We start from the raw sequence: 26,455 nt of genomic DNA, 5'->3' as shown, positions 1-26,455 counted from the left end.
TCCTTCAGGCAGTCAATGCAGAATGTTCAGCCACCGCCCTCTCGACCCAGGTTTTGGCCTGGCCGAGGTAATGGGCAGGGTCCAGCAGATGATCGAGCTCAGCCGCCGACAGTTCGGCGGTCACTTGTGGTTCGTCGCCGAGGACCGCACGCAGGTGACGTTGTTCGGCCACGGCGCGTTTGCAGCATTGCTCCAACAGATGATGCGCGGTATCGCGCCCAACCCGCTGCGCGAGGACGATGCTCACCGCTTCGGCGAGCACCAGGCCCTGGGTCAAATCGAGATTGCGCGCCATGCGCTCGGCATCCACTTCCAGCCCTTGGACGATCAACAATGCTTGATGCAGGCTGCCCGACACCAGGCAGCAGATTTCCGGCAGGGTTTCCCACTCGGCATGCCACAGACCGAGGCTGCGCTCGTGCTCCTGGGGCATGGCGCTGAACAGCGTTGAAAGCAAACCGGGTACGCGAGTCGCCGCACCGATCAATACCGCTGCGCCTACCGGATTGCGTTTGTGCGGCATGGTCGAGGATCCGCCCTTGCCCGGCGCCGAAGGCTCGAACACTTCGGCGGCCTCGGTTTGCATCAACAGGCTGATATCACGCCCGAGTTTGCCGAGACTGCCGGCGATCAGGCCGAGCGCAGCGCCGAACTCCACCACGCGATCGCGCTGGGTGTGCCACGGTTGATCGGGCAAGGTCAGTTGCAGTTCTTCGGCCAGCGCCTGGGCAATCGGCATGGCCTGGTCGCCGAGGGCTGCGAGCGTTCCGGACGCGCCACCGAATTGCAGCACCAGCAGACGCGGCTTGAGTTCGGCCAAGCGTTGGCGACTGCGGGTCACCGCCCCCAGCCAGCCGGCGACCTTCATGCCGAGGGTGACCGGTGTCGCATGCTGCAGCCAGGTGCGTCCGGCCAATGGCGTGGTCGCGTAGCGCTGGGCCTGGGACGCGAGTGTCTGCCCCAGTTGTGCCAGGTCGCTCTCGATCAGTTCCAGCGCCCGGCGCAGTTGCAGCACCAGGCCGCTGTCCATCACGTCCTGGCTGGTCGCGCCCAGATGCACATAGCGCTCGGCTTCGGCATCGGTGGCCGCGATCTGCTTGCCCAGCGCCTTGACCAACGGAATCGCCGAGTTACCCGCCGTGGCAATGGCCTCGCCCAACATCGCAAAATCATAAAGCCCGGCACGGCAAGCTGCTTCAATCGGCGCGACAGCACTCGACGGAATCATCCCGACCCGTGCTTCGGCCCGGGCCAATGCCGCTTCGAAATCGAGCATGGCCTGGACCCGACCCTGATCGCAGAACACCTCACGCATGTCGCGGGCCGTGAAATAGGCATCGAACAATTGATTGCCCGGTCGCTGGTTCATAAACAATTCCTGGAGGCGCGGGCCTGCGGTCCGCGCGTGAAGATCAAAGGTCGTGATGCAGATACTTCGCCTGTTTCGGCAGACGCAGGCTGAACAGGAACGCTATCGCCATCATCACCGTCACGTACCAGTAGAACGAGTTTTCCATGCCCACGGCCTTGAGGCTCAAGGCCACATACTCCGCCGAACCACCGAAAATCGCATTCGCCACCGCATACGCCAGGCCGACACCCAATGCACGCACCTCGGGCGGGAACATCTCGGCTTTCACCAGGCCACTGATGGAGGTGTAGAAACTGACGATCGCCAGCGCCAGGGTAATCAACACGAAGGCCAGAAATGGACTTGTCACGCTTTTCAGGCTCAACAGGATCGGTACGGTGCACAGCGTGCCGAGGGCGCCGAACCAGAGCATCGAGTTACGCCGGCCGATCTTGTCGGCGAGCATGCCGAAAATCGGCTGCATGCACATATAGAGGAACAGCGCGCCGGTCATGATGTAGCTAGCGGTCTTGGCCGGCATGCCGGCGGTGTTCACCAGGTACTTCTGCATGTACGTGGTGAAGGTGTAGAAGATCAGCGAACCACCGGCGGTGTAACCGAGTACGGTGATGAATGCGGTTTTATGGTCGCGAAACAGAGCGCTGATGCTGCCGGCGTCCTTGTTTTCGCGCATTGCCTTGCTGGTGGTTTCTTTGAGCGAACGACGCAGATACAGCGAAACCAGCGCCGCCATGGCACCCACCACGAAGGGTATCCGCCAGCCGTAGGCACGCAGGTCATCTTCGGTGAGGAACTGTTGCAGGACCACCACCAGCGACACCGCGAGCAATTGGCCGCCAATCAGGGTCACGTACTGGAACGAGGCGAAGAAACCGCGCTGGCCCTTGAGCGCCACTTCACTCATGTAGGTTGCGGTAGTGCCGTACTCACCGCCCACCGACAAGCCTTGCAGCAAACGGGCGAACAGCAACAGGATCGGCGCCCAGACCCCAATGCTGCTGTAGGTCGGCAGGCAGGCGATAAGCAGCGAGCCGAAGCACATCATCAGAATCGAGATCAACATCGAATTCTTGCGCCCGTGCTTGTCCGCCAAGCGCCCGAAAATCCAGCCACCAATCGGCCGCATCAGGAACCCGGCGGCGAACACGCCAGCGGTATTGACCAGCTGCACGGTGGGGTTATCGGACGGGAAAAAGGCCGGTGCGAAATAGATCGCACAGAAGGCGTAGACGTAGAAGTCGAACCATTCAACCAGGTTGCCGGACGAGGCACCGACAATGGCGAAGATCCGCTTGCTGCGTTCTTCGCCCGTATAAAGAGCTATAGGCGCTGTGGGTGTTGTCATTGTTTTTTCACTCAATGGGGAAAGTGAGAGTCTAGACACACTTTGCAACACTCCCGTTCCGCAGATAAATCAGCAACACAGATCCCCTGTAGGAGCTGGCTTGCCAGCGAAGGACGCGAGAGCGACACGGTTAAACCATCAATACGCGTAATCGTTGACGACCTTCGCTGGCAAGCCAGCTCCTACAAGGTGTTGCGGTGTTCACTTAATAGTCGAAGAACACCGTCTCGGCATCGGTACCCTGCAGAATCACATTCCACTGATAAACACCCGACGCATCCTTCTTGGCCAGCAAGGTGCTGCGGCGCTCGGCCGGCACGCACTCCAGCAACGGATCGTTGACGTTGGCCGCCTCGCCATCAAAGTAGATACGCGTCAGCAGGTGCTTCACCAAACCACGGGCAAACACCAGAACGACAAGGTGCGGTGCCTGGGTCGTGCCTTTGAGGCCCTCGACCGTACCGGGCTTGATGGTGGTGAAACGAAAACGCCCTTCGGCATCCACCGGCACCCGGCCAAAGCCTTCGAAGTTCGGGTCCAGGGGTTTGTCCTGGTCGTCTTCGGGGTGGTCATACTTGCCGGCGGCGTTGGCCTGCCAGACTTCCAGCATCGCGTCGTTGACGATGTCGCCATTGCCGTCGACCACTTGCCCGGTGATCGCCACGCGCTCGCCCAGGGTTTGTTCGACGGTCAGGTTTTCGCGGTTCAGCCAGGTCAGGCCGATGTGGTAGTACGGCCCGACGGTGTGGGACGTGGTCGCAGTCAGCGTCATCTTATTTCTCCATCGGCGTGGCGTCGCGGCCGCGCAAAACGATGTCCCAGCGATAACCGAGGGCATAGGAAGGGATGGTTTTTTCCAGATCGAACGTCGCGATCAAGCGCTCTTTGGCGCTGGTATCGGGTACGCAGTTGTAGATCGGGTCGTACGCCAGCAACGGGTCGCCCGGGAAATACATCTGCGTCACCAGGCGCGTCAGGATGCTCGGCCCGAACAGCGAGAAATGGATGTGCGCCGGGCGCCAGGCGTTGTGGTGGTTACCCCATGGATAGGCGCCGGGCTTGATGGTCTGGAACTGGTACCAGCCATCGGCGTCGGTCACGGTGCGGCCGGTGCCGGTGAAGTTCGGGTCCAGCGGTGCGTCGTGCAGGTCGCGGGCATGGGCGTAGCGACCGGCGGCGTTGGCCTGCCAGATCTCCACCAGAATCCCCGGCACCGGCAGACCGTTTTCATCCAGCACACGGCCGTGGATGATAATGCGCTCACCCTGAGGCTGCCCCTCGTGCTGGGCGGTCAGGTCGTTATCCTTCTCGTTGATGCGCTCGGCACCGACGGTAGGACCGGTGATTTCCGACAGCGAATGCGGCAGGAACACCAACGGCTTGGACGGCGAGCGCAGGTTGGTGGATTGATAGGTCGGGTGCAGGTACTCCGGCTGGGTGCCTTCCTGCGGGCGACGGTAACCAGGCTTGTCAGTCATGAAACATTCCTCAGTTCTTATAAGTCTTCAGAGCGCGTCAGACGCGCTCGATCGCCAGGGCCAGACCCTGACCGACACCGACGCACATGGTCGCCAGACCTTTCTTGCCACCGGTTTTTTCCAGCTGATGCAATGCGGTCAACACCAGCCGCGCGCCACTCATGCCCAACGGGTGACCCAAGGCAATCGCACCACCGTTCGGGTTGACCTGGGCCGCGTCGTCCGCGATCCCCAGTTCACGCAGCACCGCCAGGCCTTGGCTGGCGAAGGCTTCGTTGAGCTCGATCACGTCGAAATCGCTGACCGCCACACCGAGGCGCTCGATCAGTTTACGCACCGCCGGCACCGGGCCAATGCCCATCACCCGCGGGGCAACACCGGCGCTGGCCATGCCCAGCACTCTGGCACGGGCAGTCAGGCCGTGTTTCTTCACCGCTTCGGCCGAAGCCAGGATCAACGCGGCGGCGCCGTCGTTTACACCCGAGGCATTGCCGGCGGTGACGGTCTTGTCGGGGCCGTTGACCGGTTTGAGTTTGGTCAGAGCTTCCAGGGTGGTGTCGGCGCGAGGATGCTCGTCCTGGCTGACCACGGTTTCACCCTTCTTGTGGGCTATGCGCACTTCAACGATTTCTTCGGCGAAGAACCCGGCGGCTTGTGCGGTGGCCGTGCGTTGTTGACTGCGCAGGGCGAACGCGTCCTGATCGGCGCGGGACACCTTGTAATCGTCGGCCACGTTGTCAGCGGTCTGCGGCATCGCATCCACGCCGTACTGGGCCTTCATCAACGGGTTGATGAAGCGCCAGCCGATGGTGGTGTCTTCGAGCTTCATGTTGCGCGAAAAAGCGGCATCGGCCTTGCCCATCACGAACGGCGCACGGGACATCGACTCGACACCGCCGGCAATCGCCAGCTCCATCTCGCCGCTGGCGATGGCGCGGAACGCGGTGCCGATGGCATCCATGCCCGAAGCGCAAAGGCGGTTGAGGGTCACGCCGGGAATGGTTTCCGGCAGGCCAGCCAGCAACAGTGCCATACGCGCAACGTTGCGGTTGTCTTCACCGGCCTGGTTGGCGCAGCCGAGGAACACCTCGTCCACCGCGTTCCAGTCCACCGACGGGTTGCGCTCCATCAAGGCCTTGATTGGCACGGCAGCCAGGTCGTCGGCACGCACCGTCGACAGGCCACCACCGAAACGGCCGATGGGGGTACGAATCGCGTCGCAGATATAAACGTCACGCATCACGCTTCTCCGGGGGCTTGGCCGTGTGCGGCAGCGGTACGGGCTTCGAGGTCGCGCAGCGCGGTCAGTTCGACTTCAGTCGGCTCGGCGGTTTGCTCAACCTGGTCGGCAAAGCGAATCGCCCAACCGGTGGCATCAACCACTTGCTCGCGGGTCACACCCGGATGCAGTGCAGTGACCACGAACTCATGGGTACCGGCTTCCGGCTCCATGATGCACAGATCGGTGATGATCCCCACCGGTCCGGCGCCTGGCAGACCGAGACGCTTGCGCGAATCGCCGCCCTCGCCGTGGCCGACCGAGGTAATGAAATCGAGTTTGTCGACAAAGGAGCGCGACGACTGCTTGAGGATGATCAACACGCTCTTGGCGGAACCGGCAATCTCCGGCGCGCCACCTGCACCCGGCAGACGGACTTTCGGCGCGTGGTAATCACCCACGACGGTGGTGTTGATGTTGCCGAAACGGTCGACCTGCGCCGCGCCGAGGAAACCGACGTCAATGCGCCCGCCCTGCAGCCAGTAACGGAAAATCTCACCGGTCGGGACTACGGTGTCAGCGGTTTCCGCCAGTTCACCGTCACCGATCGACAGTGGCAGTACACTTGGCTTGGCACCGATCGGGCCCGATTCGTAGATCAGCACCACATCAGGCGAGGAAGTCAGGCGCGCCAGGTTGGCCGCTTTCGACGGCAGGCCGATGCCGACGAAGCACACCGAGCCGTTCTTCAGGCGACGGGCAGCGGCAACGGTCATCATTTCATTGGTGGTGTAAGTCATTACTTCGCCTCCGAAGCGGCGGCCAGTTTGGCCTGGAACTCGCTGAAGTCAGCGCTGCCGTGGATGTATTCGTTGATCCACGCGGTGAAGGTTTCACGGTCGCGGGCAATCGGGTCCCAGGCCTGGTAGAAGCGGTTGTCGCGTTCGTTGTAGCCGTGGGCATAGGACGGATGCGCGCCGCCAGGTACGTGGCAAACCGCGCTCAAGGCCCAGGTTGGCAATACACAGGAGTTCATCGGTGCATTGAGGTCGTCGACGATTTCCTCAACGGTGACGATGCAGCGCTTGGCCGCCAGCGCAGCTTCTTTCTGCACGCCGAGGATGCCCCACAGCAGCACGTTGCCCTTGCGGTCGGCTTTCTGCGCGTGAATCACCGTGATATCCGGACGCACCGAAGGCACTGCTGCCAACACTTCGCCGGTGAACGGGCAGGTCACGGATTTGATCAGCGGGTTGACCTTCGGCAAATCGGAACCGGCGTAGGCACGCAGCACCGCGAACGGCAGGCCGGATGCCCCGGCGACGTAGGCGTTGGCCAGGTCGGCGTGGCTGTGTTCTTCGATTTCCAGCGCGTGGGGCCACTGTTTCTCCACAGCGTCACGCAGGCGATGCAGTGAGCCGACACCAGGGTTGCCGCCCCAGGAGAAAATCAGTTTGCGGGCACAACCGGCACCGATCAACTGGTCATAGATCAAGTCAGGGGTCATCCGCACCAGGGTCAGGTCTTTCTTGCCCTGGCGAATGATTTCGTGACCGGCGGCCGTCGGGATCAGGTGAGTAAAGCCTTCGAGCGCGACCGTATCGCCGTCGTTTACGAATTGCTTCACCGCGTCGTGCAGCGAAAGGATTTCAGCCATTGGGGCAGGCTCCCGTTTATTGTTAACCGACAGTGGAAGAAGGCGCCGATGCGCAGCGCCGGAATGACTGAAGGTTAAGCTTCTGAAAAAGGCCAAACAATCCGATAATCGACTGAGCGTTCGATTATCGAACACATTGTTGTCTGGCTACCTATCCCAAAATGCATCGCGAGCAGGGCTCGCTCCCACAGAGGATTGCAATCAACTGTGGGAGCGAGCCCTGCTCGCGAAGAGGCCATCTACATCACACGAGATTCCGGATCAGACTGTCAGGTCGCATCCGCATGACTGACCATGCCCTTGATCACCACTGCCGTCGTCGCCAGCGCCGCCGGAATCACCAGCGCCGTCAGCACTTGCTCGAAGTTCCAGCCCAGGCCCAGCAGCGTCGCGCCCATCCACGCCCCGAGGATGGCGCCGAAGCGGCCGATCCCGAGCATCCACGACACGCCGGTGGCCCGCCCCTGAGTCGGATAAAACCGCGCAGCCAGTGACGGCATTGCCGATTGCGCACCGTTGACACACATCCCGGCCACCAGCACCAGCGTCGCCAACAGCGCGATGTTGCCCAGGCTCTGCCCTACCGCGTAGGCAAACACCCCGGCCAGCAGGTAGAAAGTGCCGATGACCTTGTGCGGATTGAACCGGTCCATTGCCCAGCCCACGCCCACCGCACTCAGCACGCCACCAAACTGGAACAGCGCGCCGATGAAGGCGGCCTGCTCCATGCTCGCGCCACTGTCACGCATCAGCGTCGGCAGCCAACTGGTCAGCAGGTAAACGATCACCAGGCCCATGAAGTAGGTCAGCCACAAGAGCAAGGTGCCGGTGCTGTAGGTGCCGGAGAAGATCACCGCGAACACATTGCGCGCCTTCACGGTTTTCTGTTCCGGCACACTGAAACTGGACGCCTGGGCCACCACCGTCGGGTCAATCGGCGCCAGTGCCTTGCGTACTTTGTCCGTACCGCGGTTGCGCACCACCAGGTAACGCGCCGACTCCGGCAGCCAGAACAGCAAAACGACGGCGAGGATCAGCGGCAGCACTCCACCGATCAGCAGCAGGCTGTGCCAGCCAAAGGCCGGAATGAGCTTGGCCGAGATAAATCCGCCGCCAGCCATGCCGAGGTTGAAGCCGCAGAACATGCTGGTCACCAGCAGGGACTTTTTGCGCTCAGGGGTGTATTCCGACAGCAGCGTGGTGGCGTTCGGCATGCCGGCGCCCAGACCCAGGCCGGTCAGGAAGCGCAACACCAACAGCTGATCGACATTGGTGCTGTAGGCCGAGGCCAGGCTGAAGGCACCGAACAACAGCACCGCGCCGACCAGTACGACTTTTCGCCCGAAGCGGTCAGCCAGAGGGCCGGAGCCCAGTGCGCCGAAGACCATGCCGATCAACGCCGCACTCATCACCGGGCCGAGACTGGCGCGGTCGATACCCCAGTCCTGGGACAGGGCCGGGGCGATGAAGCCCATTGCCGCGGTGTCGAGGCCATCGAGGAAGACAATCAGGAAACACAGGATCACCACGCGCCACTGGTAGCGCGAAATGGGTTGGGCATTGATGAAGGACTGCACGTCGAGGCAGTTACCTACAGCAGACTGAGGCTGGTTCATTATTTTTATCCCACGGATCGCGGTCGAACGATGTCAGCAGATGCCGACGAAGCCGCGACAGTAATGATCCGGAGGAAACAGCGTCAATTCGATAAACGCGACTCTGTGCGTTTATCGAACGGCTTAGGCAAACAACTGGGCGCTGAGGTCGCGGCTGGCGCTCAACAAACCGGGCAGGAACCGCTGTTCCAGTTCATTGCGGCTGACTCGCCCGGCGTGAGTGCTGACATTGAGGGCCGCAACCACCTGCCCGGAAGCGTCGTACACCGGGACGGCAATCGAACGCAGCCCTTGCTCGAGTTCCTGGTCGACGATGCACCAGCCTTGCTGTCGCACCTCTTGCAGGCATTCGAGCAACGCCTCGGGGGTGTGGATCGTGCGGCTGGTCTTGGCTTGCAATTCGGCGTGGTCGAGGTATTCGCCCAACGAGGTGTCATCCAGCGCGGCCAGCAGGATCCGCCCCATCGAGGTGCAATAGGCCGGCAAGCGCCCGCCCACCGACAGGTCCACCGAAATCAGCCGCTGGGTGGTCGCGGAGCGCGCAATGTACAGAATGTCATCACCCTCCAGCGTGGCCATGTTGCAGGCCTCGTGCAGTTGCTCGCTCATGCGGTCCAGGTAAGGCTGGGCGGAAACCGCCAGCGGCGTAGATGACACATAGGCATGGCCGAGGGTCAGCACTTTGGGCAGCAGCGAATAGGTGCGGCCGTCGGTGGTGGCGTAGCCGAGCTTGATCAGGGTGTGCAGGCAACGGCGCACGGCGGCGCGGGGAATTTCCGTGCGGTGACTGATCTGGGCGATGGTCAGGTGTCGTTTGCGCTCCTGGAACGCTTGCACCACGGCCAGGCCGCGGGCCAGGGACGTCATGAAATCCGGGTCGCCGGTCAGTGCCTGGATCCGTTTGGCAGGTGAGGCAACGATGGGAGGCGCCACTGAAGCGAAGGAATTGCGCATTTGATCGTTCATACAAGGTCCTTTTACCCATTCGGATCAGCGACTATTACAAAGGGCGAGCCTGGCGCTCAAGCCCGGCCCGCCAACTCCGTGCGATTATCGAACGCTCGACCGATAATCGCAATCCGTCGTGCAAATCACATGCGCTGATGCGCGGTTTTCGCTGACTTGCGCCCCCATGTTTACGGCGACTCGACACAGGACTTAATGGGGCAATCCAATTACCGTAACTTGCCTGATTTAATGGCGTCAGAAAGGCATCGCAGCAATGCGGTATCCGTCGACGTTCTAGTTAATCGCAAAGTTTCGAGCAACAAAACGGTCACACACCAAGATTCACTTTTAACTCTTTGGAGATAGTGTTCTTCAAATCGGCCGCTATAATACAATTCAGTAGCGCTTCGGTTTTTTACTTGCCGAACCCGCTGCCCGGCCAGGCGATGTTCCATCGCCGTTGCCCGTTGCAAGCGCCAGATCCGCATTGCACAGCCTTGCCATCGCGCTTGCCGAAACAGGAAACTGAAGCTACGTCAGCTATTTATCTCTGGTGTCGTGGCCGCCTGTGACATGGAAGTATTGATCACGTTGTTGCCAAAAACGATGCCTTGACGGGCATTGCCCACTCGACGAACGTGATCAAACGATTTGATGCAGCGCGTTTTCACCAGAATTTATCCCAACTCAATCAGGTAGCACTGTGACGAAAGACGAACTGCGCGCGGAACTAGAGCGCCAGGAACAACGTTACAAGGAAGTTTACGGCGGAGAAGTCACCACTTACGCCGCTCAACCCGAACCGGAACGCAAACCCTGGCGTAAACGCGCCACCGTTCAGGATCAGGTTTTCCAGCAAGAACTTCAAAAAATGGAAAAAGAACTCAAAGCCGAAGAGCCGTGACCGCTTCGGCCTGATCCTTACAAGGGCCTGCCTCTGCACCCGTTAAAAGCGGGATGTATTGATGTTGCCTTTCGCGCCCGCTACGAGCGGGCAGCGGCCATCACCGTCGTCGAATCAGGCAGATTTCCGGTATCTGACCTATTTCTCAGATTTTTCTCACAACCGTTCAAGCCCCTCCTGCCGGGCCGCGAAGGTTTTGTGACAGTCTATTTTTTCAATAAAATCAATGACTTAAAAAACACAGCAAAACCGTGGGTTTTCAGGTCCTGCGGCAAAAAAATTCGTTGAAGAATGTTACCGATGAGCAGCTAGTGCATTGATTAGCAGTCTTTTCTGGCATAATCGCGCCCCCTTATGACCGGGTCAGAAAACCTTCATGATCGATTTATTCAGCGGACTGGATGCTTGGGTGCTTGTGAGCCTCTTGCTCGCCCTGGCCTTTGTCCTCGCCTTCGAGTTCATCAACGGCTTTCATGACACCGCTAACGCGGTGGCGACCGTTATCTACACCAAAGCCATGCCGCCTCACCTGGCGGTGTTCTTCTCCGGTGTGTTCAACTTCCTCGGCGTGCTGCTGGGCGGGGTCGGCGTGGCGTATGCCATCGTCCACCTGCTGCCGGTAGAACTGCTGATCAATGTGAACACCGGTCACGGACTGGCCATGGTGTTCTCGTTGCTCGCCGCAGCCATCACCTGGAACCTGGGCACCTGGTACTTCGGTATCCCCGCCTCCAGTTCCCACACGCTGATCGGCTCGATCCTCGGCGTGGGCCTGGCCAACGCCCTGATCAACGAAATTCCGTTGGCCGACGGGGTGAACTGGCAAAAGGCGATCGATATCGGCATGTCGCTGGTATTCTCGCCAATGGCAGGCTTCCTGATCGCCGCGCTGATCCTGATCGGTCTTAAATGGTGGCGTCCGCTGTCGAAGATGCACAAGACGCCGGAACAGCGCCGCAAGATCGACGACAAGAAACACCCGCCGTTCTGGAATCGCCTGGTACTTGTGATCTCGGCCATGGCCGTGAGTTTCGTTCACGGTTCCAACGATGGCCAGAAAGGTATCGGCCTGATCATGCTGGTCCTGATCGGTATCGTGCCGGCCCAGTTCGTCCTCGACCTGAACAGCACGACCTACCAGATCGAACGGACTCGCGACGCTACGTTGCACCTGAGCCAGTTCTACCAGCGCAACTCCGAAACCCTGGGCGAGTTCCTGGCCCTGGGCAAGAGCTTGAACGGCGACTTGCCGGAGAAATTCCGTTGCAACCCGCAACAGACCGAACCGACCATCACCGCCCTGCTCGGCACCCTCAAGGGTGTAGCCGACTACCATTCGCTGTCGGCGGAAAGCCGCATCGAAGTACGTCGTTACCTGCTCTGCCTGGATGACACCGCGAAGAAAGTAAGCAAATTGCCAACGCTCGGGGCCCGTGAAAAGGCTGACCTGGACAAGTTGCGCAAAGACCTGACCACCACCACTGAATACGCCCCGTTCTGGGTGATTCTGGCGGTAGCACTGGCCCTGGGCCTGGGCACCATGGTCGGCTGGAAACGCGTGGTACTGACCATTGGCGAGAAGATCGGCAAGCAAGGCATGACTTACTCCCAAGGCATGTCGGCGCAGATCACCACCGCCAGCCTGATCGGCATGGCCAACATCTTCAGCCTGCCGGTTTCCACCACCCACGTGCTGTCCTCGGGCGTGGCGGGCACCATGGTCGCCAACAAGAGCGGCCTGCAAGGCGGCACCGTCAGAACCATCCTGCTGGCCTGGGTATTGACCCTGCCAGCCACCGTGGCCCTGTCGGCCGGGTTGTTCTGGCTGGCCTCGAAGGCGCTGGGTAGCTGATACAGCGGCATCGAAAAAGGCGCGCTCCGCAAGGACCGCGCCTTTTTTATTGCCGCCAATCGCAAAAAATCACTGTAGGAGCGAGCTCTGCTCCGGGCGGCGTTCCGACGATGACCGCAAGGACAACGCGTACATTCAGGCAGCCCGCGTCATCGCTGGCGTCCATCGCGAGCAGAGCTCGCTCCTACAGGGTTACGTGTTTACCGATAGTTTTTTACAGGCAAAAAAAAGGGCAACCGAAGTTGCCCAAAATGCCTTGCGTGCTCATTACATCCAGAAAGAACTACGGTTATTTCCGCTTGTGCGAATCCTTCCAGATAAAAAGTCCGAACCCTGCAAAAAATACAAACATGAGGCTGACAGTCAGCACTCCGGCGATCACCACGTTGTCGAAAAACATGACGCGTCTCCTGTACCTGCCCTGTTGCGATAGGGCTAAGTTAACCAAACGGGCAGGAGAGAATATTGACCGGGATCAATGTCGCCCGAGACTGGGCAAGAGGAAGGGAGAAGTTTGACCCGCATCAATGAATGCGGGGGATTTCAGCGCTTTTTCGGTTTGTTTTTCGGCTTTTTTTTGGCCTTGCCCAATGGCATGGCCTGCTCGAACGCCTGGCGAACTTCATTGAGCCGCTTGTCATTGAGGTCATGAACACGCTTGGCGCGCTCGGCATTGAGGTCAATCAGTTTGTCGTCTTGGCTCATGGCAGTCAGTGCATCGCTTGAAATGAGTTTAAGCCGCCGTAGCGTTCGGCAACCCTGCGCCAATAATGCGGCCTGACGGCCGTGCTGACCAGCCTGCGCTCAAATCTCGATATCGACCCACAACCCTTGCCGCGGCTGATCTTCCATCAGCGGCGCCACCGGCACGGTGTTGTCGGCATTGAGCTCATCCCCGGGAATCGCCAGGTGAGCCTGCGGGTCATTATCAGCTTCGTGGCGACGTCGTTCCTGCTCCTGCCTGCGGCGCTGTTCCTCGCGCAGCACCAGTCCGTCCTCCTCAGGATTGCGCTTTTGCAGGTCGATCGTGCTTTCACTGGAGCTTTCCTGCACCGGCACCACCGGAGGAATATCCGGACGCTGACGGATCGGGTCGGTCTGTGAAGTGATCGGCACGGCACTCAAGGGGAGCATCGGTGGCAGCATGGTTTTCAGTCTCCTGTCAGCAGGCTGTCGGCTGCGGGGATGGCGACTTGAGCCATCGGTCGCAAACTGTGACTCATTTGGCACTCATTAGTGCACCGGGCGGCGCGTCATGCACAGGTGGGCTAACGTATGACTGTGAGTTTTTCTGAGAGTCCTTTGGCCCTGAAGCCCTCATTCCGTTAAGATAGCCCGCTTTTTCAGGTGGGAGTCAGGCAGCATGGCGCAGCAGTATCAACCGGGGCAACGCTGGATCAGTGACAGCGAAGCCGAGCTGGGTTTAGGCACCGTTCTGGCACAGGACGGCCGCTTGTTGACCGTGCTCTATCCGGCCACTGGCGACACTCGCCAGTACGCGCTAAGGAATGCGCCCCTCACCCGTGTGCGGTTTTCGCCCGGTGACTCCATCACTCACTTCGAAGGCTGGAAGCTGACCGTTCGCGAAGTCGACGACGTCGATGGCCTGCTGGTTTACCACGGCCTCAACGGGCAGAACGAAGTGGTCACCCTGCCGGAAACCCAACTGTCGAACTTCATCCAGTTCCGCCTGGCCAGCGACCGTCTGTTCGCCGGCCAGATCGACCCGCTGGCCTGGTTCTCCCTGCGTTACCACACACTGGAACACACCAGTCGCCAGTTGCAGTCCTCCCTTTGGGGTCTGGGTGGCGTGCGTGCGCAACCGATCGCGCACCAGTTGCACATTGCCCGCGAAGTCGCCGACCGTATCGCACCACGGGTTCTGCTGGCCGACGAAGTAGGCCTGGGCAAAACCATCGAAGCCGGCCTGGTGATCCATCGCCAATTACTCTCGGGCCGCGCCAACCGCGTGCTGATCCTGGTTCCGGAAAACCTGCAGCACCAGTGGCTGGTCGAGATGCGCCGCCGCTTTAACCTGCAGGTCGCGCTGTTCGACGAAGAACGCTTCATCGAAAGCGATGCCAGCAACCCCTTCGAAGACACCCAGCTCGCACTGGTCGCGCTTGAGTGGTTGGTGGACGACGAAAAAGCCCAGGACGCGCTGTTCGCGGCGGGCTGGGACTTGCTGGTGGTCGACGAGGCTCACCACCTGGTGTGGCACGAAGATCAGGTCAGCCCTGAGTATTCCCTGGTCGAGCAACTCGCCGAGACCATTCCCGGCGTGCTGCTGTTGACTGCCACCCCGGAACAACTGGGCCAGGACAGCCACTTCGCTCGTCTGCGCCTGCTCGACCCGAACCGTTTCCACGACCTGCAAGCCTTCCGCGCCGAGAGCGAAAACTATCGCCCGGTGGCTGAAGCCGTTCAGGAGTTGCTGGACAAGGGACGCCTGTCGCCGCAAGCCCACAAGACCATCCACGGCTTCCTCGGCAACGAAGGCGAAGCCCTGCTGGCCGCCGTCAACGATGGCGACACCGAAGCCAGCGCGCGTCTGGTGCGTGAATTGCTCGACCGCCACGGCACCGGCCGCGTGCTGTTCCGCAACACCCGCGCTGCCGTGCAGGGTTTCCCGGAGCGCAAGCTGCACCCGTACCCGCTGCCGTGCCCGGACGAATACCTCGAACTGCCATTGGGCGATCACGCCGAGCTGTACCCGGAAGTCAGCTTCCAGGCCCAACCGGACGCCAGTGAAGAAGAACGCTGGTGGAAATTCGACCCGCGCGTCGAATGGCTGATCGATCAACTGAAGATGCTCAAGCGCACCAAAGTGCTGGTGATCTGCGCCCACGCCGAAACCGCCATGGACCTGGAAGACGCCCTGCGCGTGCGCTCCGGCATCCCGGCCACGGTGTTCCACGAGGGCATGAACATCCTCGAGCGTGACCGCGCCGCCGCCTATTTCGCCGACGAAGAATTTGGCGCGCAGGTGCTGATCTGCTCGGAAATCGGCAGTGAAGGTCGTAACTTCCAGTTCTCCCATCACCTGGTGCTTTTCGATCTGCCGTCCCACCCGGACCTGCTGGAACAACGTATCGGTCGACTGGACCGGATCGGCCAGAAGCACATCATCGAACTGCACGTGCCGTATCTGGAAACCAGCCCGCAAGAGCGCCTGTTCCAGTGGTACCACGAAGCGCTGAATGCGTTCCTCAACACCTGCCCGACCGGCAACGCCTTGCAGCACCAGTTCGGCCCGCGCCTGCTGCCGCTGCTCGAAGAAGCCGATGACGGTGAGTGGCAAGCGCTGATCGACGAAGCCCGCACCGAGCGTGAGCGCCTTGAAGCCGAACTGCACACCGGCCGCGACCGTTTGCTGGAGCTCAACTCCGGTGGCGCTGGCGAAGGTGATGCGCTGGTTGAAGACATCCTCGAGCAAGACGATCAGTTCGCCCTGCCGATCTACATGGAAACCCTGTTCGACGCCTTCGGCATCGACAGCGAAGACCATTCGGAAAACGCGCTGATCCTCAAGCCGAGCGAAAAAATGCTCGACGCCAGCTTCCCGCTGGGCGACGACGAAGGCGTGACCATCACCTACGACCGTAACCAGGCGCTGTCTCGCGAAGACATGCAGTTCATCACCTGGGAGCACCCGATGGTTCAGGGCGGCATGGACCTGGTGCTGTCCGGCTCCATGGGCAACACCGCCGTGGCGCTGATCAAGAACAAGGCGCTGAAACCTGGCACCGTGTTACTGGAACTGCTCTATGTCAGCGAAGTGGTTGCCCCGCGCTCGCTGCAACTGGGTCGTTACCTGCCGCCGGCCGCCCTGCGCTGCCTGCTCGACACCAACGGCAACGACCTGTCGGCCCGCGTGTCGTTCGAAACCTTGAACGATCAGCTTGAAAGCGTGCCACGTGCCAGCGCCAACAAGTTCATCCAGGCCCAGCGTGACCAACTGACGCCACGGATCAACGCCGGTGAAGCGAAGATCCTGCCGCGCCACACTGAACGTGTCGCCGAGGCGCAGCGTCGCCTGGCCGCCGATACCGACGAAGAACTGGCGCGCCTGACCGCCCTGCAAGCGGTCAACCCGACCGTGCGCGACAGCGAACTGGTGGCCCTGCGCAAACAACGCGAGCAAGGCCTGGCCATGCTCGACAAGGCTGCGCTGCGACTGGAAGCGATTCGGGTGCTGGTGGCGGGCTAACAACCCTTCTCCACCGCTATAAAAAGAAGGCCCGCAGCGATGCGGGCCTTTTTTGTTTACTTCAAATTCAGTAGTGCTGCTGATGGCCTCATCGCGAGCAAGCTCGCTCCCACATTGGATCTTCAGTGCCTATGAGATACCTGTGGGAGCGAGCTTGCTCGCGATAGCGGTTAAGCAGTCACCGCAGAACTGTCAGGCTCAACCACCGCCACCAACCCGTCCTTCATCCGCTTGGCGTCCCTCACAAAACACCGCGAAGCCAGGAACAGAAACACCACGGTGAGCAACAACGCCACCGGTATCAGGTACATCGCGTCATGCAGGCCGACCGCTTTAAACGCCTCAGTCATTTGCTCCGCGCCCGCCGCAAGCATCGCCGTGTGGGCGAAGTGATCCGACAAGGCCCCGACCACCACCGGCCCCAGGCCACCGCCCAACAGGTACAGCCCGGCAAAGAACAGCGCCATCGCCGTTGCCCGCAACCGAGGCTCGACCACATCCTGAATCGCCGTGTACACGCAGGTATAAAAGTTGTAGGCGAACAGCCAGCCCATACTGAATACCGCGACAAACACACCGATCTCGATTCGCCCGGAATGCAGCGCCCACGCGGTGCAGACCGTCGAAATCACCAGGCTGAAGGCGGCAAACAAAAGCCGTCCGTTGGCGATGCGCTGGTGAATCTTGTCCGCGATCCAGCCACCGAGGGTCAGGCCGACCAGCCCGGTCACACCGACAATAACCCCGGTCGCCACTGCGGCATCCTGCAACGGCATGAGGAAGTAGCGTTGCAGCATCGGCACCAGAAACGAGTTACAAGCATAGGTGGCGAAGTTGAAACACAGGCCGGCCATCACCAGCCACAGGAAGGTTGGCACTGCCAATACCCGACGGATCGGCCGATCGATTTTTTCCTGCGAAACCTGAACGCTCTCGGCAGCGCCGCGCTTCGGTTCCTTGATGAAAAACATGAAGATCGCCAGGATCAGCCCGGGCACCGCCGCGATAAAGAACGGTGCGCGCCAGCTATCGAAGGCCTTGACCATCGCGCCAATGGTGAAGAACGCCAGCAACAGCCCCAAGGGCAGCCCCAGCATGAAGATCCCCATGGCCCGCGCCCGACGGTGCGCCGGAAACAAGTCGCCGATCAGCGAGTTGGCGGCTGGCGCGTAACTGGCCTCGCCGATGCCGATGCCCATGCGCACGATCAGGAAGCTCCAGAAACTGCCCACCATGCCGTTGACGGCGGTCAACCCGCTCCATACCGCCAGTCCCCAGCCCATCAGCTTGCTGCGCGAGCCGGTATCGGCCATGCGCCCCAGCGGCAAGCCGGCAATGGCGTAGACGATGGTGAATGCCGTCCCGATGATCCCCAACTGGAAATCACTGAGGTGCCATTCCATGCGAATGGGCTCGATGATGATGGCCGGGATGGTGCGGTCGAAAAAATTGAACAGATTGGCCAGGAACAACAGGAACAGAATGCGCCAGGCATTGGCCGCTTGGGTCGAGTTCTGCATGGGTCCGTCTCTTTTATTGTTTTTGGGGCGTCACTGCCCCCGGACTTTGCAATCTAGACAGGCCGGCCGCGCCTGTCTTTCATTATTCGCCAGGCTGATACCAACCCATGGGACGCAACCTGTAGGAGCTTTCGCGGGACGGGTATTTCGCAGTCCGTCCGACCGATGAAAAATACCTTTCAGCCCCCCTTCCCAAGCCGTTGGCGAAGCCTAGAATAGCGGCCTTGTTTCCCCCCTGTGTCTCCACTCCTCCTTAGATAATCGCCCATGTCCGAAGCCAGTCCGTGTCTGAATTGCGGTGCCTGCTGTTCTCATTTTCGCGTGTCATTTTTCTGGGGTGAATGCGCCTCGTCCGGGGGGACGGTACCCGATGAGCTTGTCGAGCAGATCAGCCCCAGTCGGGTCGCGATGCTCGGAACCGGCTGCAAACCCGTGCGCTGCACCAGCCTGGTCGGAGACGTGGGCAGTACGGTGCAGTGCTCCATTTACGAAAAACGCTCCAGCACCTGTCGGGAGTTCGACGCTTCGTGGGTTGATGGCCTGGCAAATCCCGATTGCGACGCGGCCCGTGCGGCTTTCGGTTTGCCGGCCCTGCAACCCGCGTTCGAGACGCCTCAGAAGCAAATCGCCTGAGTCATAGCACTAATCGCTATTAGGCTAATATCAAAAAAATTGGCATCAATGTGCCACTACCGCTTGCGCTCCATCCACGCCCTCTATACTCCACGACATTCGCCGACGCTCCTTGCGCCGACCTGAAGCTTAACGATGGGGCATGCTATGGAGTGGCTTGGTTTGCATTTCATTACCGAGCTACCAGAGACTGGGCAGGTCATACTTAATTGCACACATGACCCGTTTCTGGTGCTGCTGGCTTATCTGGTCGCCTGTGTCGGCGGTTTCGCGACACTGGACATGGCCGAACGGGTTGCTCACGCTGAAAAATCCGCGTCCCAAACGCTCTGGCGCTGGGTGGGCAGCGGATGCCTGGCCGGCGGCATCTGGGCCATGCATTTCGTCGGGATGCTGGCATTCCAGGCGCCTATCGATCTTCACTACCAACTGCCTGTCACGGTGTTCTCGCTAACCATCGCGCTGTTCGCCGCATGGCTGGCGATGCGTACCCTCAGCCTTCCTGAGCTGAGTTTTCGACAGTGCCTCACGTCATCGGTCGGGATCGGCCTGGGTATCGCGACCATGCATTACGTGGGCATGACGGCCATGCACTCCAATGCCTCGGTCTATTACCATCCGGGCCTGTTCGCCCTTTCCATCGCGATCGCGATCGGTGCCGCGCTGGCCGCCTTGTTGCTGGCATGGTATCTGCGCGACGGCGCCGGCATGCTGCATCAGCTTTTCAAATTCTGCGCCAGCCTGGTGCTCGGGGCGGGCATCCTCGGTATGCACCTCACTGCCATGGCCGCCTTCAACATGGTGATGCCCAGCGACAGCCTGCCAGCGCAAACCGGCGAACACAGCCATCTGCAACTGGCGCTGACCGTGACAGTCATCACCCTGCTGATCATCGGCAGCAGCATCAGCGCGGCACTGGCGGACAAGAAGCTGCAACACAAGGACCACGACCTGCAACGGGTCAACTCCCTGCTAAGCCAACTTGATCAGGCGCGCATGTCGCTGCAACAGCTGGCGCACTACGATGCGCTGACCAACCTGATCAACCGCCGTGGGTTCAACCAGGTCTTCGCTGAAAAACTTATCGAGAAAACCAACAAAGGCGGGATGCTGGCGGTCATGTTCCTGGACATCGACCATTTCAAGCGGATCAACGACAGCCTTGGCCACGATGCCGGTGACGAACTGCTCAAAGTGCTTGCCGGGCACATCAAGAGCTCTGTTCGCAGTCATGAGGATGTGGTCGCTCGCTTCGGCGGCGACGAGTTCTGCCTGCTCATCGACTTGCGTGATCGTGACGAAGCGCGGCAGATGGCCCAACGCATCATGCTGAAAATGAAGGAGCCCATCGAGTTGGCCGGCAGGCGCATGGTCATGACCACCAGCATCGGCATCAGCCTGTTTCCGGAAGACGGCAAGACCTGTGAGGAACTGTTGAAAAACGCCGACCTGGCGCTGTATCAGTCCAAGGGCAGCGGCCGCAACGGGCTGAGTTTTTTCAGTGCCGACCTGAAAACCCGCGCCACATTCGAGCTGCAATTGGAAGAAGAGTTGCGCCACGCCCTGCGTGAAGACACCGGTTTGATGCTTTATTATCAGCCGATCTATGACCTCAAGACCGGTCAGGTGAGCAAGCTCGAAGCCTTGATCCGCTGGCAACACCCGGTCCACGGTTTCCTCGTACCGGATCGTTTTATCGCCATCGCCGAAGCCAACGGCCTGATCGCCGAGCTGGACAACTGGGTGCTGCGCAAGGCCTGCGAGGATCTGGGCGAGTTGTCGCGCCAAGGCTGTGAAGACCTGAAGATCGCCGTGAACTGCTCGCCCCTGAACCTGGCGCGCGAAGAACTGGCCGATGAAATCGAGTACGCATTGCGGGCCTCCGGTGTGGAGCCCCACCGTCTGGAACTGGAGGTCACCGAAAACGCCTTGATGGGCAATATCGCCGACACCCTGGTGTTGCTGCGCCAGATACGCGCCCTCGGCGTTTCACTGTCTATCGATGACTTCGGCACCGGCTATTCATCCCTGGCCTACCTCAAGCGCTTGCCGCTCAACACGCTGAAAATCGACCGCTCGTTCATCCAGGACATTCCCAAGGCGACCCAGGATATGGAAATCGTCCAGGCGATTATCGTCATGGCCCATACCCTGCACCTGCAAGTGGTCACCGAAGGGGTCGAAACCTTTGAGCAATACCAGTTCCTGGAAGACCATGGCTGTGACTTCGTTCAGGGCTATCTGCTGAGTCGGCCGGTGCCACTGGCCGAACTGCATCCGGTGCTGAACGAAATCAACCAGCGCAAGCACGCCTACACCGTCACGACGCTGAGCCTGGTTCACGGTACATCTGTACTAATGTAGACGGGTCCTTTTCAAGAAACCCCTGACTCCCATGCAGGCGCATCAACTGCGCGGCCAGACCGCTGATCGGTGTCGCCGAGCCTTGTTCACGGGAAAACTTCACCGCTGTATCCAGATCCTTGAGTAACGTCCGTACGTGCCACTTGACCGGTTCGAATCGATTTTGCGCCATCTGCGGAGCCAGGATCTGCAAGGGTTTCGAATCGGCAAAGCCGCCGGCCAGCGCTTCGGCGATCAGGCTGGCATCAACCCCGGAACGCTCCGCCAACGCGACCACTTCGGCAATCACCAATGCATTGCAGGCGACGATCATCTGATTGCACGCCTTGGTCACCTGCCCGGCCCCGACGCCGCCCATATGCGTCACACGCTGCCCCAGGTTCAACAGGACAGGCCGGACCCGCTCCAGATCCTGTAGCTCACCGCCGACCATGATCGCCAGGCTTCCAGCCTCGGCACCGACCACGCCACCGGACACCGGCGTATCGAGCCAGCCCATGCCGGTTTTAGCGGCAAGTTCTGCGGCCATTTCCCGCGTAGCGTTGGGCTCCAGGCTGGAGAAATCCACCAGCAGCTGGCCTTTTTGGGCGCCCTCCACAACACCTGCCGGACCAAACACCACCTCGCATACGACCGAGGTATCCGCCAGGCACAGCATCACCACGTCAGCGTGCTGGCACAGTTCGGCCGGGCTGGCGACCTGGCGCGCGCCAGCCTCCACCAGCGGCTTGCACTTGTCCGGATTGCGATTCCATACCGCCAGCGGATAACCCGCGGCCAGCAGGCGCCGGCACATCGGCAGCCCCATCAGGCCGATCCCGGCAAACCCTAGCGAAGGTAGCGTTGACATCATTTTGCCTCTTCTTGATTAAAGATCACCGAATATTGGCCGATTCATCATGACTCAGGAAAGGATTCACTCCGAGCAATGCTCAGGCTAAAGACCAAGGCATGGTCCAAGTACGCGCTGAAAAAAGACGCGATTGTATTCCGTGACGGTTCGACGACAGTGAGTCGGCCAACCAATCAGCCCAGGTAGATGGCGAACTATGACTTCTAAAAACAACCCGGCCACTGCGGTAACCGATCTGACGTTGAGCCCCGCGGCCAACAGCCCGTCATCACCTAAGCCATCGATTCAATCGCGCCCGTTGGCGACCCAGCAATACCTGTACTTCACCGAAACCAACACCGACCGCATCCTCGACAACCTCGACGGCCTGCGCGACATGGTGTTCCCGCGCGCACCGCACCTGGAAGGCGACAGCGAACAGCACAGCGATCAGGAATTCCCGTCGGTATGCCTGATCGGCCTGGGCCGCTGTGGCTCGAACATTGCGCTGGACGTGGCGGAACTGGTGTACAACGCCCGCAAGTTCTACCTCAATGAATTCAATAACGAAGATCGCCTGTCGCCGGACAAGCGCTTTGCCGAAAGGGGTTACAGCCCGGCCCAGTGGATCCGCAACAACCTGCGCCTGGGCCAGAACAAAAACACCAAGCCGGTGTTTCTGGTCGAGCCGCTGGTGATGCTCGGCGACCTGGACAAGGACATCGCCGGGCGCATCCGTTTCTCGCGCAAGGGCGAAAAAAGCGGCTTTCTGCGCGACTACAGCAAGATGAAGATCATGGACCTGTCGGAAGTCCACGCCGGTGGCGCCGGTAACGCGCCGATCCTCGGCCAGTACCTGGCCAAGATCATCCTGAACAAGGACACCCAGCGCTTCTCCAGCCCCGACTGGAAAATGATTCACTCGTACCTGATCGACAGCTGCGGCATCAAGGCCAACCAGTCGCGCCTGTATTTCTCGATCTTCAGTGCCGGCGGCGGTACCGGCTCGGGCATGGCCTCGGAGTTCGGCCTGGCCCAGCAGCACTCGTACATGAACAAGACGTTCGACACCAAGCCGATGGACGAGCACGACAGCAAGAGCGGCCACTCCTTCGTCTTCGAACCGATCTTCACCAGTGGCATCTGTGTACTGCCGAACATTTCAGATCACCGCAGTGAGATGTCCGAGGCGCTGCACATCAACGCCGGTCGCCTGTTGTGCAAATACCTGTCGGAAGAGTGGGACTTCTCCTACAACTTCGCCAACGAAGACAGCAGCGAAGCCAGCGTCATGGGCCGCATCCGCCCATGGAACGCGATGATGCTGATCTCCAACGACATCATGCGTTACGCCGAAGAGAACGATGACGGCAATATCCAGAACATTGATGTCAATGCCATGGAAAAGCATGCCAACCAATACATCTCGCAGCAGATCTTCAACATTCTGACGGCCCAGGCGGTGACCACCGACTACGACCAGAACTATTTCCGTCGCGCCGGCATCGACATCGGCGAAACCATCCGCCTGGACGCCAACGACCTGTTCATGAGCCTGGCCGGCCCGGTGGCGATTGCCTACGCCGAGTCCGTGGTGCCGGAAACCCCGGCGCCGAGCAGCGACAAATTCAAGGTGTTCGAGAAAGAGCCGCAACGCCTGAACATCGACGACCTGTTCTTCCGCTCGATCGACCTGCCGCACTTCAACAAGGTCACCCAGGCCATCGAGGGCATCAGCCTGTTGCCGATCGAGTCCAAGCGCTATCGCGCGTCACTGGAGCAGTACAAGAACTCGGGTTACGACGCGGCGGCCCTGCATGACCTGCACTTCTTCAAGAATTGCTCGTCGGTGGTGTCGATCGTTTCGTTGCCGAAGGACTACAAGCTGTCCTACATGGATTTGAACCGGTTGAAGACTCATCTCAACAGCCTGTTCCCCAACACCACGCTCAAGCGCTACGCGCTGGTGATCGGTGCTTCGGCCAACCTGTCGCTGACCACCCTGATCGCCAAGAGCCCGTGCCTGTCGGACGATTTCCTGACGCTGATCGTGGCCTTCATCAAGCGCTGCTTCGCGAAAAACCCGTACCGCTTCGACGAGACCCTGGACAACTCGATCCTGGACTTCATCATCAACGAACAGTTCGATGAAGACCGGATTGACGAACTACTCAACGAATTCGAGAACCCGGCGAAGATCCTCGATACCAACTGGTACGCGATCAAGCCGATGTACGAGAAGAAGTACCGTGAGCTGATCAACGACAAGGACAAGTTCGTCTCGATCAACGACATCCGCCTGTCCCGGGATTGCGTGAAGAAATCGATCAAGTACCTGCGCGAGATCTACCGTCACCGCATCGGCAAGACCAAGGTTATTTCGTTGAATAACCATACGGGCAAGACGGCTTAACAAGACCCGAAAACTCACCACCCCTATCGCGAGCAAGCTCGCTCCCACAGTTGACCGCGTTCTATTTGAAAGAATGCGATCCCTGTGGGAGCGAGCTTGCTCGCGATGGCGGCCTTGAATTACTGCAAATCAACATCCAGAAACAATTGAGCAGACGTTCAGTTGCCCTTCCAACTGTTCCCGTTACGTTTACGTCACCGTGAGGCTGTGGCCTTTCTCTACGGCAACATGCCATCACGCTACTCGGCTACACACTTTTCCCTCAGAAATGAACGCACCAATAAGGTGCGACCTTTTAAGCCTGCGCCCTTTCCTGGATCAGAATCCACGGCGAAACAACCACGGCCCACAGCTGTGGATCACGTTCAAAAAGATCCAGCGCCCGCGTTTCAGACAGCTTGCCGAGTTTGTCGGCGGCCAGCCAGGCAGCCACTTTCTCCCCTTCATCCTGGGCCACGGCCTCGGCGGCGGCGATCAGATCCAGGCCAGGATCGACCCACAATAGGGCACCCTTGGCGAAGAACGGCTCCAGCTCTTTCCAGGTAATAGATGCGGTTTCACCAAGCAGCTTGGCATAGAGGGTGCTAGGTTCTTGATTCATGGGACTGTCCGGAAAAGAAATCGACGCGAATGATAACGTCGGTGGACGGGCAGAAAAACCCGGATGCAATTGAGTGACCGAAATGAAAAGCGCAGGAAAGCCAGGGAATGCACTGAATACGGCTATAAGCCCCTCAACACCCCGCCGCAATTCTGTCTTTTACTTTCAATAAAGCGACACTTGCAGGTTTTGTCCCCCGGCGCCGCCTTCCCAGGCTGACAATCGGCGCTCTACACTGTACCGGTACAGTTGCCGAGGGACTTTTCCGGGGGAATGTCGCAGATATCCGACCCGGTTCTGCTGCTTTCGGCGCCAGGACTATAAAAACTACAACAGTAAGAGTGGAGCACTATGACTAAGGCTACTAAGCAGATTTCCAAACTGTTTGCCGCTATGGTTCTGGCCGGGGTTGCCAGCCATTCGTTCGCAGCTGACACCATCAAGATCGGCATCGCCGGCCCTAAGACCGGCCCTGTAGCCCAATACGGCGACATGCAGTTCAGTGGCGCCAAAATGGCCATCGAGCAAATCAACGCCAAGGGCGGCGTGGACGGCAAGAAACTCGAAGCCGTTGAATACGATGACGCCTGTGATCCGAAACAAGCTGTGGCAGTCGCGAACAAGGTCGTCAACGACGGCGTCAAGTTCGTAGTCGGTCACCTGTGCTCCAGCTCCACTCAACCGGCTTCGGACATCTACGAAGACGAAGGCGTGATCATGATCACCCCGGCTGCCACCAGCCCGGACATCACCGCCCGTGGTTACAAAATGGTGTTCCGCACCATCGGTCTGGACAGCGCCCAGGGCCCTGCCGCCGGTAACTACATTGCCGACTTCGTAAAACCGAAGATCGTTGCTGTTCTGCACGACAAACAGCAATACGGTGAAGGCATCGCCTCTGCCGTGAAGAAAACCCTGGAAGGCAAAGGCGTCAAGGTTGCCGTGTTCGAAGGCGTCAACGCCGGCGACAAAGACTTCTCCTCGATGATCGCCAAGCTCAAGCAAGCCAACGTCGACTTCGTCTACTACGGCGGCTACCACCCAGAGCTGGGCCTGATCCTGCGTCAGTCTGCGGAAAAAGGCCTGAAAGCCAAGTTCATGGGTCCGGAAGGCGTGGGTAACGACTCCATTTCGCAGATCGCCAAGGACGCTTCCGAAGGCCTGCTGGTGACCCTGCCGAAATCCTTCGACCAGGATCCGGCCAACGTTGCCCTGGCTGATGCGTTCAAAGCCAAGAAAGAAGATCCAAGCGGTCCGTTCGTGTTCCCGGCCTACTCGGCTGTGACCGTGATCGCCGACGGCATCAAGGCTGCCAAGTCCGAAGACTCCGCCAAAGTGGCTGAAGCCATCCACGCCGGCACCTTCAAGACGCCTACCGGCGACCTGAGCTTCGACGAGAAAGGCGACCTGAAAGACTTCAAATTCGTGGTTTACGAGTGGCACTTCGGCAAACCAAAAACTGAAGCCAAGCCTCAGTAAGGCGTTGCCAGA

Annotated in this window: 22 protein-coding genes; 7 read left to right on the top strand and 15 right to left on the bottom strand. The window is 59.9% G+C overall.

The genetic code is table 11. From position 1 onward, the window contains the following. Positions 1 to 4: 4 nt before the first annotated feature. The 9 genes from AC1Q6Y_RS12590 to pcaR form a co-directional block, all read right to left on the bottom strand. Entirely contained in the window at positions 5 to 1,369 is a 1,365-nt protein-coding gene (locus tag AC1Q6Y_RS12590) for a 3-carboxy-cis,cis-muconate cycloisomerase (RefSeq protein WP_492624636.1), read from the bottom strand. Between the two features lie 43 nt (positions 1,370 to 1,412). Then, positions 1,413 to 2,717, bottom strand: a complete 1,305-nt coding sequence (locus tag AC1Q6Y_RS12585; RefSeq protein ID WP_090453557.1) for an MFS family transporter — start codon at positions 2,715 to 2,717, stop codon at positions 1,413 to 1,415. Between the two features lie 205 nt (positions 2,718 to 2,922). Further along, positions 2,923 to 3,489: a protocatechuate 3,4-dioxygenase subunit alpha gene (gene pcaG, locus AC1Q6Y_RS12580; RefSeq protein ID WP_057716088.1), complete on the bottom strand. Its 567-nt coding sequence runs from the start codon at positions 3,487 to 3,489 to the stop codon at positions 2,923 to 2,925. 1 nt (position 3,490) lies between these two features. Beyond that, the gene (gene pcaH, locus AC1Q6Y_RS12575) at positions 3,491 to 4,195 is read right to left on the bottom strand and encodes a protocatechuate 3,4-dioxygenase subunit beta (protein WP_057716089.1); all 705 of its coding nucleotides are present in this window, start codon (positions 4,193 to 4,195) and stop codon (positions 3,491 to 3,493) included. Positions 4,196 to 4,232: 37 nt separating this feature from the next. Next, positions 4,233 to 5,438 carry a 3-oxoadipyl-CoA thiolase gene (gene pcaF / locus AC1Q6Y_RS12570; protein WP_492624635.1) on the bottom strand — a complete coding sequence of 402 codons (1,206 nt, stop codon included), beginning with the start codon at positions 5,436 to 5,438 and terminating at the stop codon, positions 4,233 to 4,235. Further along, positions 5,435 to 6,214 carry a CoA-transferase subunit beta gene (locus tag AC1Q6Y_RS12565; RefSeq protein ID WP_057716091.1) on the bottom strand — a complete coding sequence of 260 codons (780 nt, stop codon included), beginning with the start codon at positions 6,212 to 6,214 and terminating at the stop codon, positions 5,435 to 5,437. Before AC1Q6Y_RS12565 ends, pcaF begins: the two co-directional genes overlap by 4 nt. After that, positions 6,214 to 7,071, bottom strand: a complete 858-nt coding sequence (locus AC1Q6Y_RS12560) for a CoA transferase subunit A (RefSeq protein WP_008054173.1) — start codon at positions 7,069 to 7,071, stop codon at positions 6,214 to 6,216. Before AC1Q6Y_RS12560 ends, AC1Q6Y_RS12565 begins: the two co-directional genes overlap by 1 nt. 269 nt (positions 7,072 to 7,340) lie before the next feature. Then, entirely contained in the window at positions 7,341 to 8,687 is a 1,347-nt protein-coding gene (gene pcaK, locus AC1Q6Y_RS12555; protein ID WP_057716092.1) for a 4-hydroxybenzoate transporter PcaK, read from the bottom strand. A 123-nt stretch (positions 8,688 to 8,810) separates the two neighbouring features. Next, positions 8,811 to 9,653, bottom strand: a complete 843-nt coding sequence (gene pcaR, locus AC1Q6Y_RS12550; protein WP_057716093.1) for a pca regulon transcriptional regulator PcaR — start codon at positions 9,651 to 9,653, stop codon at positions 8,811 to 8,813. A gap of 685 nt (positions 9,654 to 10,338) precedes the next feature. Here pcaR and AC1Q6Y_RS12545 point away from each other — a divergent pair. Further along, a complete protein-coding gene (locus AC1Q6Y_RS12545; protein ID WP_007986337.1) occupies positions 10,339 to 10,539 on the top strand; it encodes a hypothetical protein in 201 nt (66 codons plus the stop codon). Between the two features lie 376 nt (positions 10,540 to 10,915). Continuing rightward, complete coding sequence (locus AC1Q6Y_RS12540) at positions 10,916 to 12,391, top strand: inorganic phosphate transporter (RefSeq protein ID WP_057716094.1); 1,476 nt, start codon at positions 10,916 to 10,918, stop codon at positions 12,389 to 12,391. Positions 12,392 to 12,680: 289 nt separating this feature from the next. Here the strand turns inward: AC1Q6Y_RS12540 and ccoM are convergent, their stop codons facing one another. The 3 genes from ccoM to AC1Q6Y_RS12525 form a co-directional block, all read right to left on the bottom strand. Continuing rightward, positions 12,681 to 12,791, bottom strand: coding sequence for a cytochrome c oxidase subunit CcoM (ccoM, locus tag AC1Q6Y_RS12535; protein ID WP_007976669.1), 111 nt, complete (start codon positions 12,789 to 12,791; stop codon positions 12,681 to 12,683). Positions 12,792 to 12,934: 143 nt separating this feature from the next. After that, positions 12,935 to 13,096: a hypothetical protein gene (locus AC1Q6Y_RS12530; RefSeq protein WP_008016476.1), complete on the bottom strand. Its 162-nt coding sequence runs from the start codon at positions 13,094 to 13,096 to the stop codon at positions 12,935 to 12,937. 99 nt (positions 13,097 to 13,195) lie between these two features. Then, positions 13,196 to 13,537, bottom strand: a complete 342-nt coding sequence (locus AC1Q6Y_RS12525) for a hypothetical protein (protein ID WP_057716095.1) — start codon at positions 13,535 to 13,537, stop codon at positions 13,196 to 13,198. A gap of 217 nt (positions 13,538 to 13,754) precedes the next feature. On the opposite strand from AC1Q6Y_RS12525, the gene rapA reads away from it, so the two are divergent. Beyond that, the gene (rapA, locus tag AC1Q6Y_RS12520; protein ID WP_057716096.1) at positions 13,755 to 16,601 is read left to right on the top strand and encodes an RNA polymerase-associated protein RapA; all 2,847 of its coding nucleotides are present in this window, start codon (positions 13,755 to 13,757) and stop codon (positions 16,599 to 16,601) included. Positions 16,602 to 16,771: 170 nt separating this feature from the next. On the opposite strand, the gene AC1Q6Y_RS12515 is transcribed toward rapA, so the two are convergent. Beyond that, positions 16,772 to 18,121 carry a spinster family MFS transporter gene (locus tag AC1Q6Y_RS12515; protein WP_057716097.1) on the bottom strand — a complete coding sequence of 450 codons (1,350 nt, stop codon included), beginning with the start codon at positions 18,119 to 18,121 and terminating at the stop codon, positions 16,772 to 16,774. A gap of 267 nt (positions 18,122 to 18,388) precedes the next feature. Between AC1Q6Y_RS12515 and AC1Q6Y_RS12510 the strand changes: the two genes are divergently transcribed. After that, positions 18,389 to 18,754 carry a YkgJ family cysteine cluster protein gene (locus AC1Q6Y_RS12510; protein ID WP_046043993.1) on the top strand — a complete coding sequence of 122 codons (366 nt, stop codon included), beginning with the start codon at positions 18,389 to 18,391 and terminating at the stop codon, positions 18,752 to 18,754. A 147-nt stretch (positions 18,755 to 18,901) separates the two neighbouring features. Next, entirely contained in the window at positions 18,902 to 21,118 is a 2,217-nt protein-coding gene (locus tag AC1Q6Y_RS12505; protein WP_492624634.1) for a putative bifunctional diguanylate cyclase/phosphodiesterase, read from the top strand. On the opposite strand, the gene AC1Q6Y_RS12500 is transcribed toward AC1Q6Y_RS12505, so the two are convergent. Then, complete coding sequence (locus AC1Q6Y_RS12500) at positions 21,075 to 21,971, bottom strand: NAD(P)-dependent oxidoreductase (protein ID WP_492624633.1); 897 nt, start codon at positions 21,969 to 21,971, stop codon at positions 21,075 to 21,077. The two genes, AC1Q6Y_RS12505 and AC1Q6Y_RS12500, sit on opposite strands and share 44 nt — an antisense overlap. 196 nt (positions 21,972 to 22,167) lie before the next feature. Between AC1Q6Y_RS12500 and AC1Q6Y_RS12495 the strand changes: the two genes are divergently transcribed. Then, positions 22,168 to 24,363 (top strand): hypothetical protein, encoded by a 2,196-nt coding sequence (locus AC1Q6Y_RS12495; RefSeq protein ID WP_492624632.1) that lies wholly within the window; start codon positions 22,168 to 22,170, stop codon positions 24,361 to 24,363. A 295-nt stretch (positions 24,364 to 24,658) separates the two neighbouring features. On the opposite strand, the gene AC1Q6Y_RS12490 is transcribed toward AC1Q6Y_RS12495, so the two are convergent. Further along, positions 24,659 to 24,964: a DUF2288 domain-containing protein gene (locus AC1Q6Y_RS12490; RefSeq protein WP_008052913.1), complete on the bottom strand. Its 306-nt coding sequence runs from the start codon at positions 24,962 to 24,964 to the stop codon at positions 24,659 to 24,661. 351 nt (positions 24,965 to 25,315) lie between these two features. On the opposite strand from AC1Q6Y_RS12490, the gene AC1Q6Y_RS12485 reads away from it, so the two are divergent. Then, the gene (locus AC1Q6Y_RS12485) at positions 25,316 to 26,443 is read left to right on the top strand and encodes a branched-chain amino acid ABC transporter substrate-binding protein (RefSeq protein ID WP_046816661.1); all 1,128 of its coding nucleotides are present in this window, start codon (positions 25,316 to 25,318) and stop codon (positions 26,441 to 26,443) included. The last annotated feature ends 12 nt before the right edge of the window (positions 26,444 to 26,455 follow it).

The sequence above is a fragment of the Pseudomonas sp. GW823-FHT06E10 genome (assembly GCF_058794995.1).
Note: the sequence above shows the minus strand (reverse complement) of the source record. Positions and strands in the feature narration are given on the sequence as shown.

Coding starts and splice junctions, on each gene's coding strand:
- AC1Q6Y_RS12560 (WP_008054173.1), bottom strand. CDS start 7,071: ATGGCTGAAATCCTTTCGCTGCACGACGCGGTGAAGCAATTCGTAAAC.
- AC1Q6Y_RS12515 (WP_057716097.1), bottom strand. CDS start 18,121: ATGCAGAACTCGACCCAAGCGGCCAATGCCTGGCGCATTCTGTTCCTG.
- pcaK (WP_057716092.1), bottom strand. CDS start 8,687: ATGAACCAGCCTCAGTCTGCTGTAGGTAACTGCCTCGACGTGCAGTCC.
- AC1Q6Y_RS12565 (WP_057716091.1), bottom strand. CDS start 6,214: ATGACTTACACCACCAATGAAATGATGACCGTTGCCGCTGCCCGTCGC.
- AC1Q6Y_RS12530 (WP_008016476.1), bottom strand. CDS start 13,096: ATGAGCCAAGACGACAAACTGATTGACCTCAATGCCGAGCGCGCCAAG.
- AC1Q6Y_RS12590 (WP_492624636.1), bottom strand. CDS start 1,369: ATGAACCAGCGACCGGGCAATCAATTGTTCGATGCCTATTTCACGGCC.
- AC1Q6Y_RS12490 (WP_008052913.1), bottom strand. CDS start 24,964: ATGAATCAAGAACCTAGCACCCTCTATGCCAAGCTGCTTGGTGAAACC.
- AC1Q6Y_RS12525 (WP_057716095.1), bottom strand. CDS start 13,537: ATGCTGCCACCGATGCTCCCCTTGAGTGCCGTGCCGATCACTTCACAG.
- pcaR (WP_057716093.1), bottom strand. CDS start 9,653: ATGAACGATCAAATGCGCAATTCCTTCGCTTCAGTGGCGCCTCCCATC.
- AC1Q6Y_RS12485 (WP_046816661.1), top strand. CDS start 25,316: ATGACTAAGGCTACTAAGCAGATTTCCAAACTGTTTGCCGCTATGGTT.
- rapA (WP_057716096.1), top strand. CDS start 13,755: ATGGCGCAGCAGTATCAACCGGGGCAACGCTGGATCAGTGACAGCGAA.
- AC1Q6Y_RS12505 (WP_492624634.1), top strand. CDS start 18,902: ATGGAGTGGCTTGGTTTGCATTTCATTACCGAGCTACCAGAGACTGGG.
- AC1Q6Y_RS12510 (WP_046043993.1), top strand. CDS start 18,389: ATGTCCGAAGCCAGTCCGTGTCTGAATTGCGGTGCCTGCTGTTCTCAT.
- pcaG (WP_057716088.1), bottom strand. CDS start 3,489: ATGACGCTGACTGCGACCACGTCCCACACCGTCGGGCCGTACTACCAC.
- AC1Q6Y_RS12500 (WP_492624633.1), bottom strand. CDS start 21,971: ATGATGTCAACGCTACCTTCGCTAGGGTTTGCCGGGATCGGCCTGATG.
- AC1Q6Y_RS12495 (WP_492624632.1), top strand. CDS start 22,168: ATGACTTCTAAAAACAACCCGGCCACTGCGGTAACCGATCTGACGTTG.
- pcaH (WP_057716089.1), bottom strand. CDS start 4,195: ATGACTGACAAGCCTGGTTACCGTCGCCCGCAGGAAGGCACCCAGCCG.
- ccoM (WP_007976669.1), bottom strand. CDS start 12,791: ATGTTTTTCGACAACGTGGTGATCGCCGGAGTGCTGACTGTCAGCCTC.
- AC1Q6Y_RS12585 (WP_090453557.1), bottom strand. CDS start 2,717: ATGACAACACCCACAGCGCCTATAGCTCTTTATACGGGCGAAGAACGC.
- AC1Q6Y_RS12540 (WP_057716094.1), top strand. CDS start 10,916: ATGATCGATTTATTCAGCGGACTGGATGCTTGGGTGCTTGTGAGCCTC.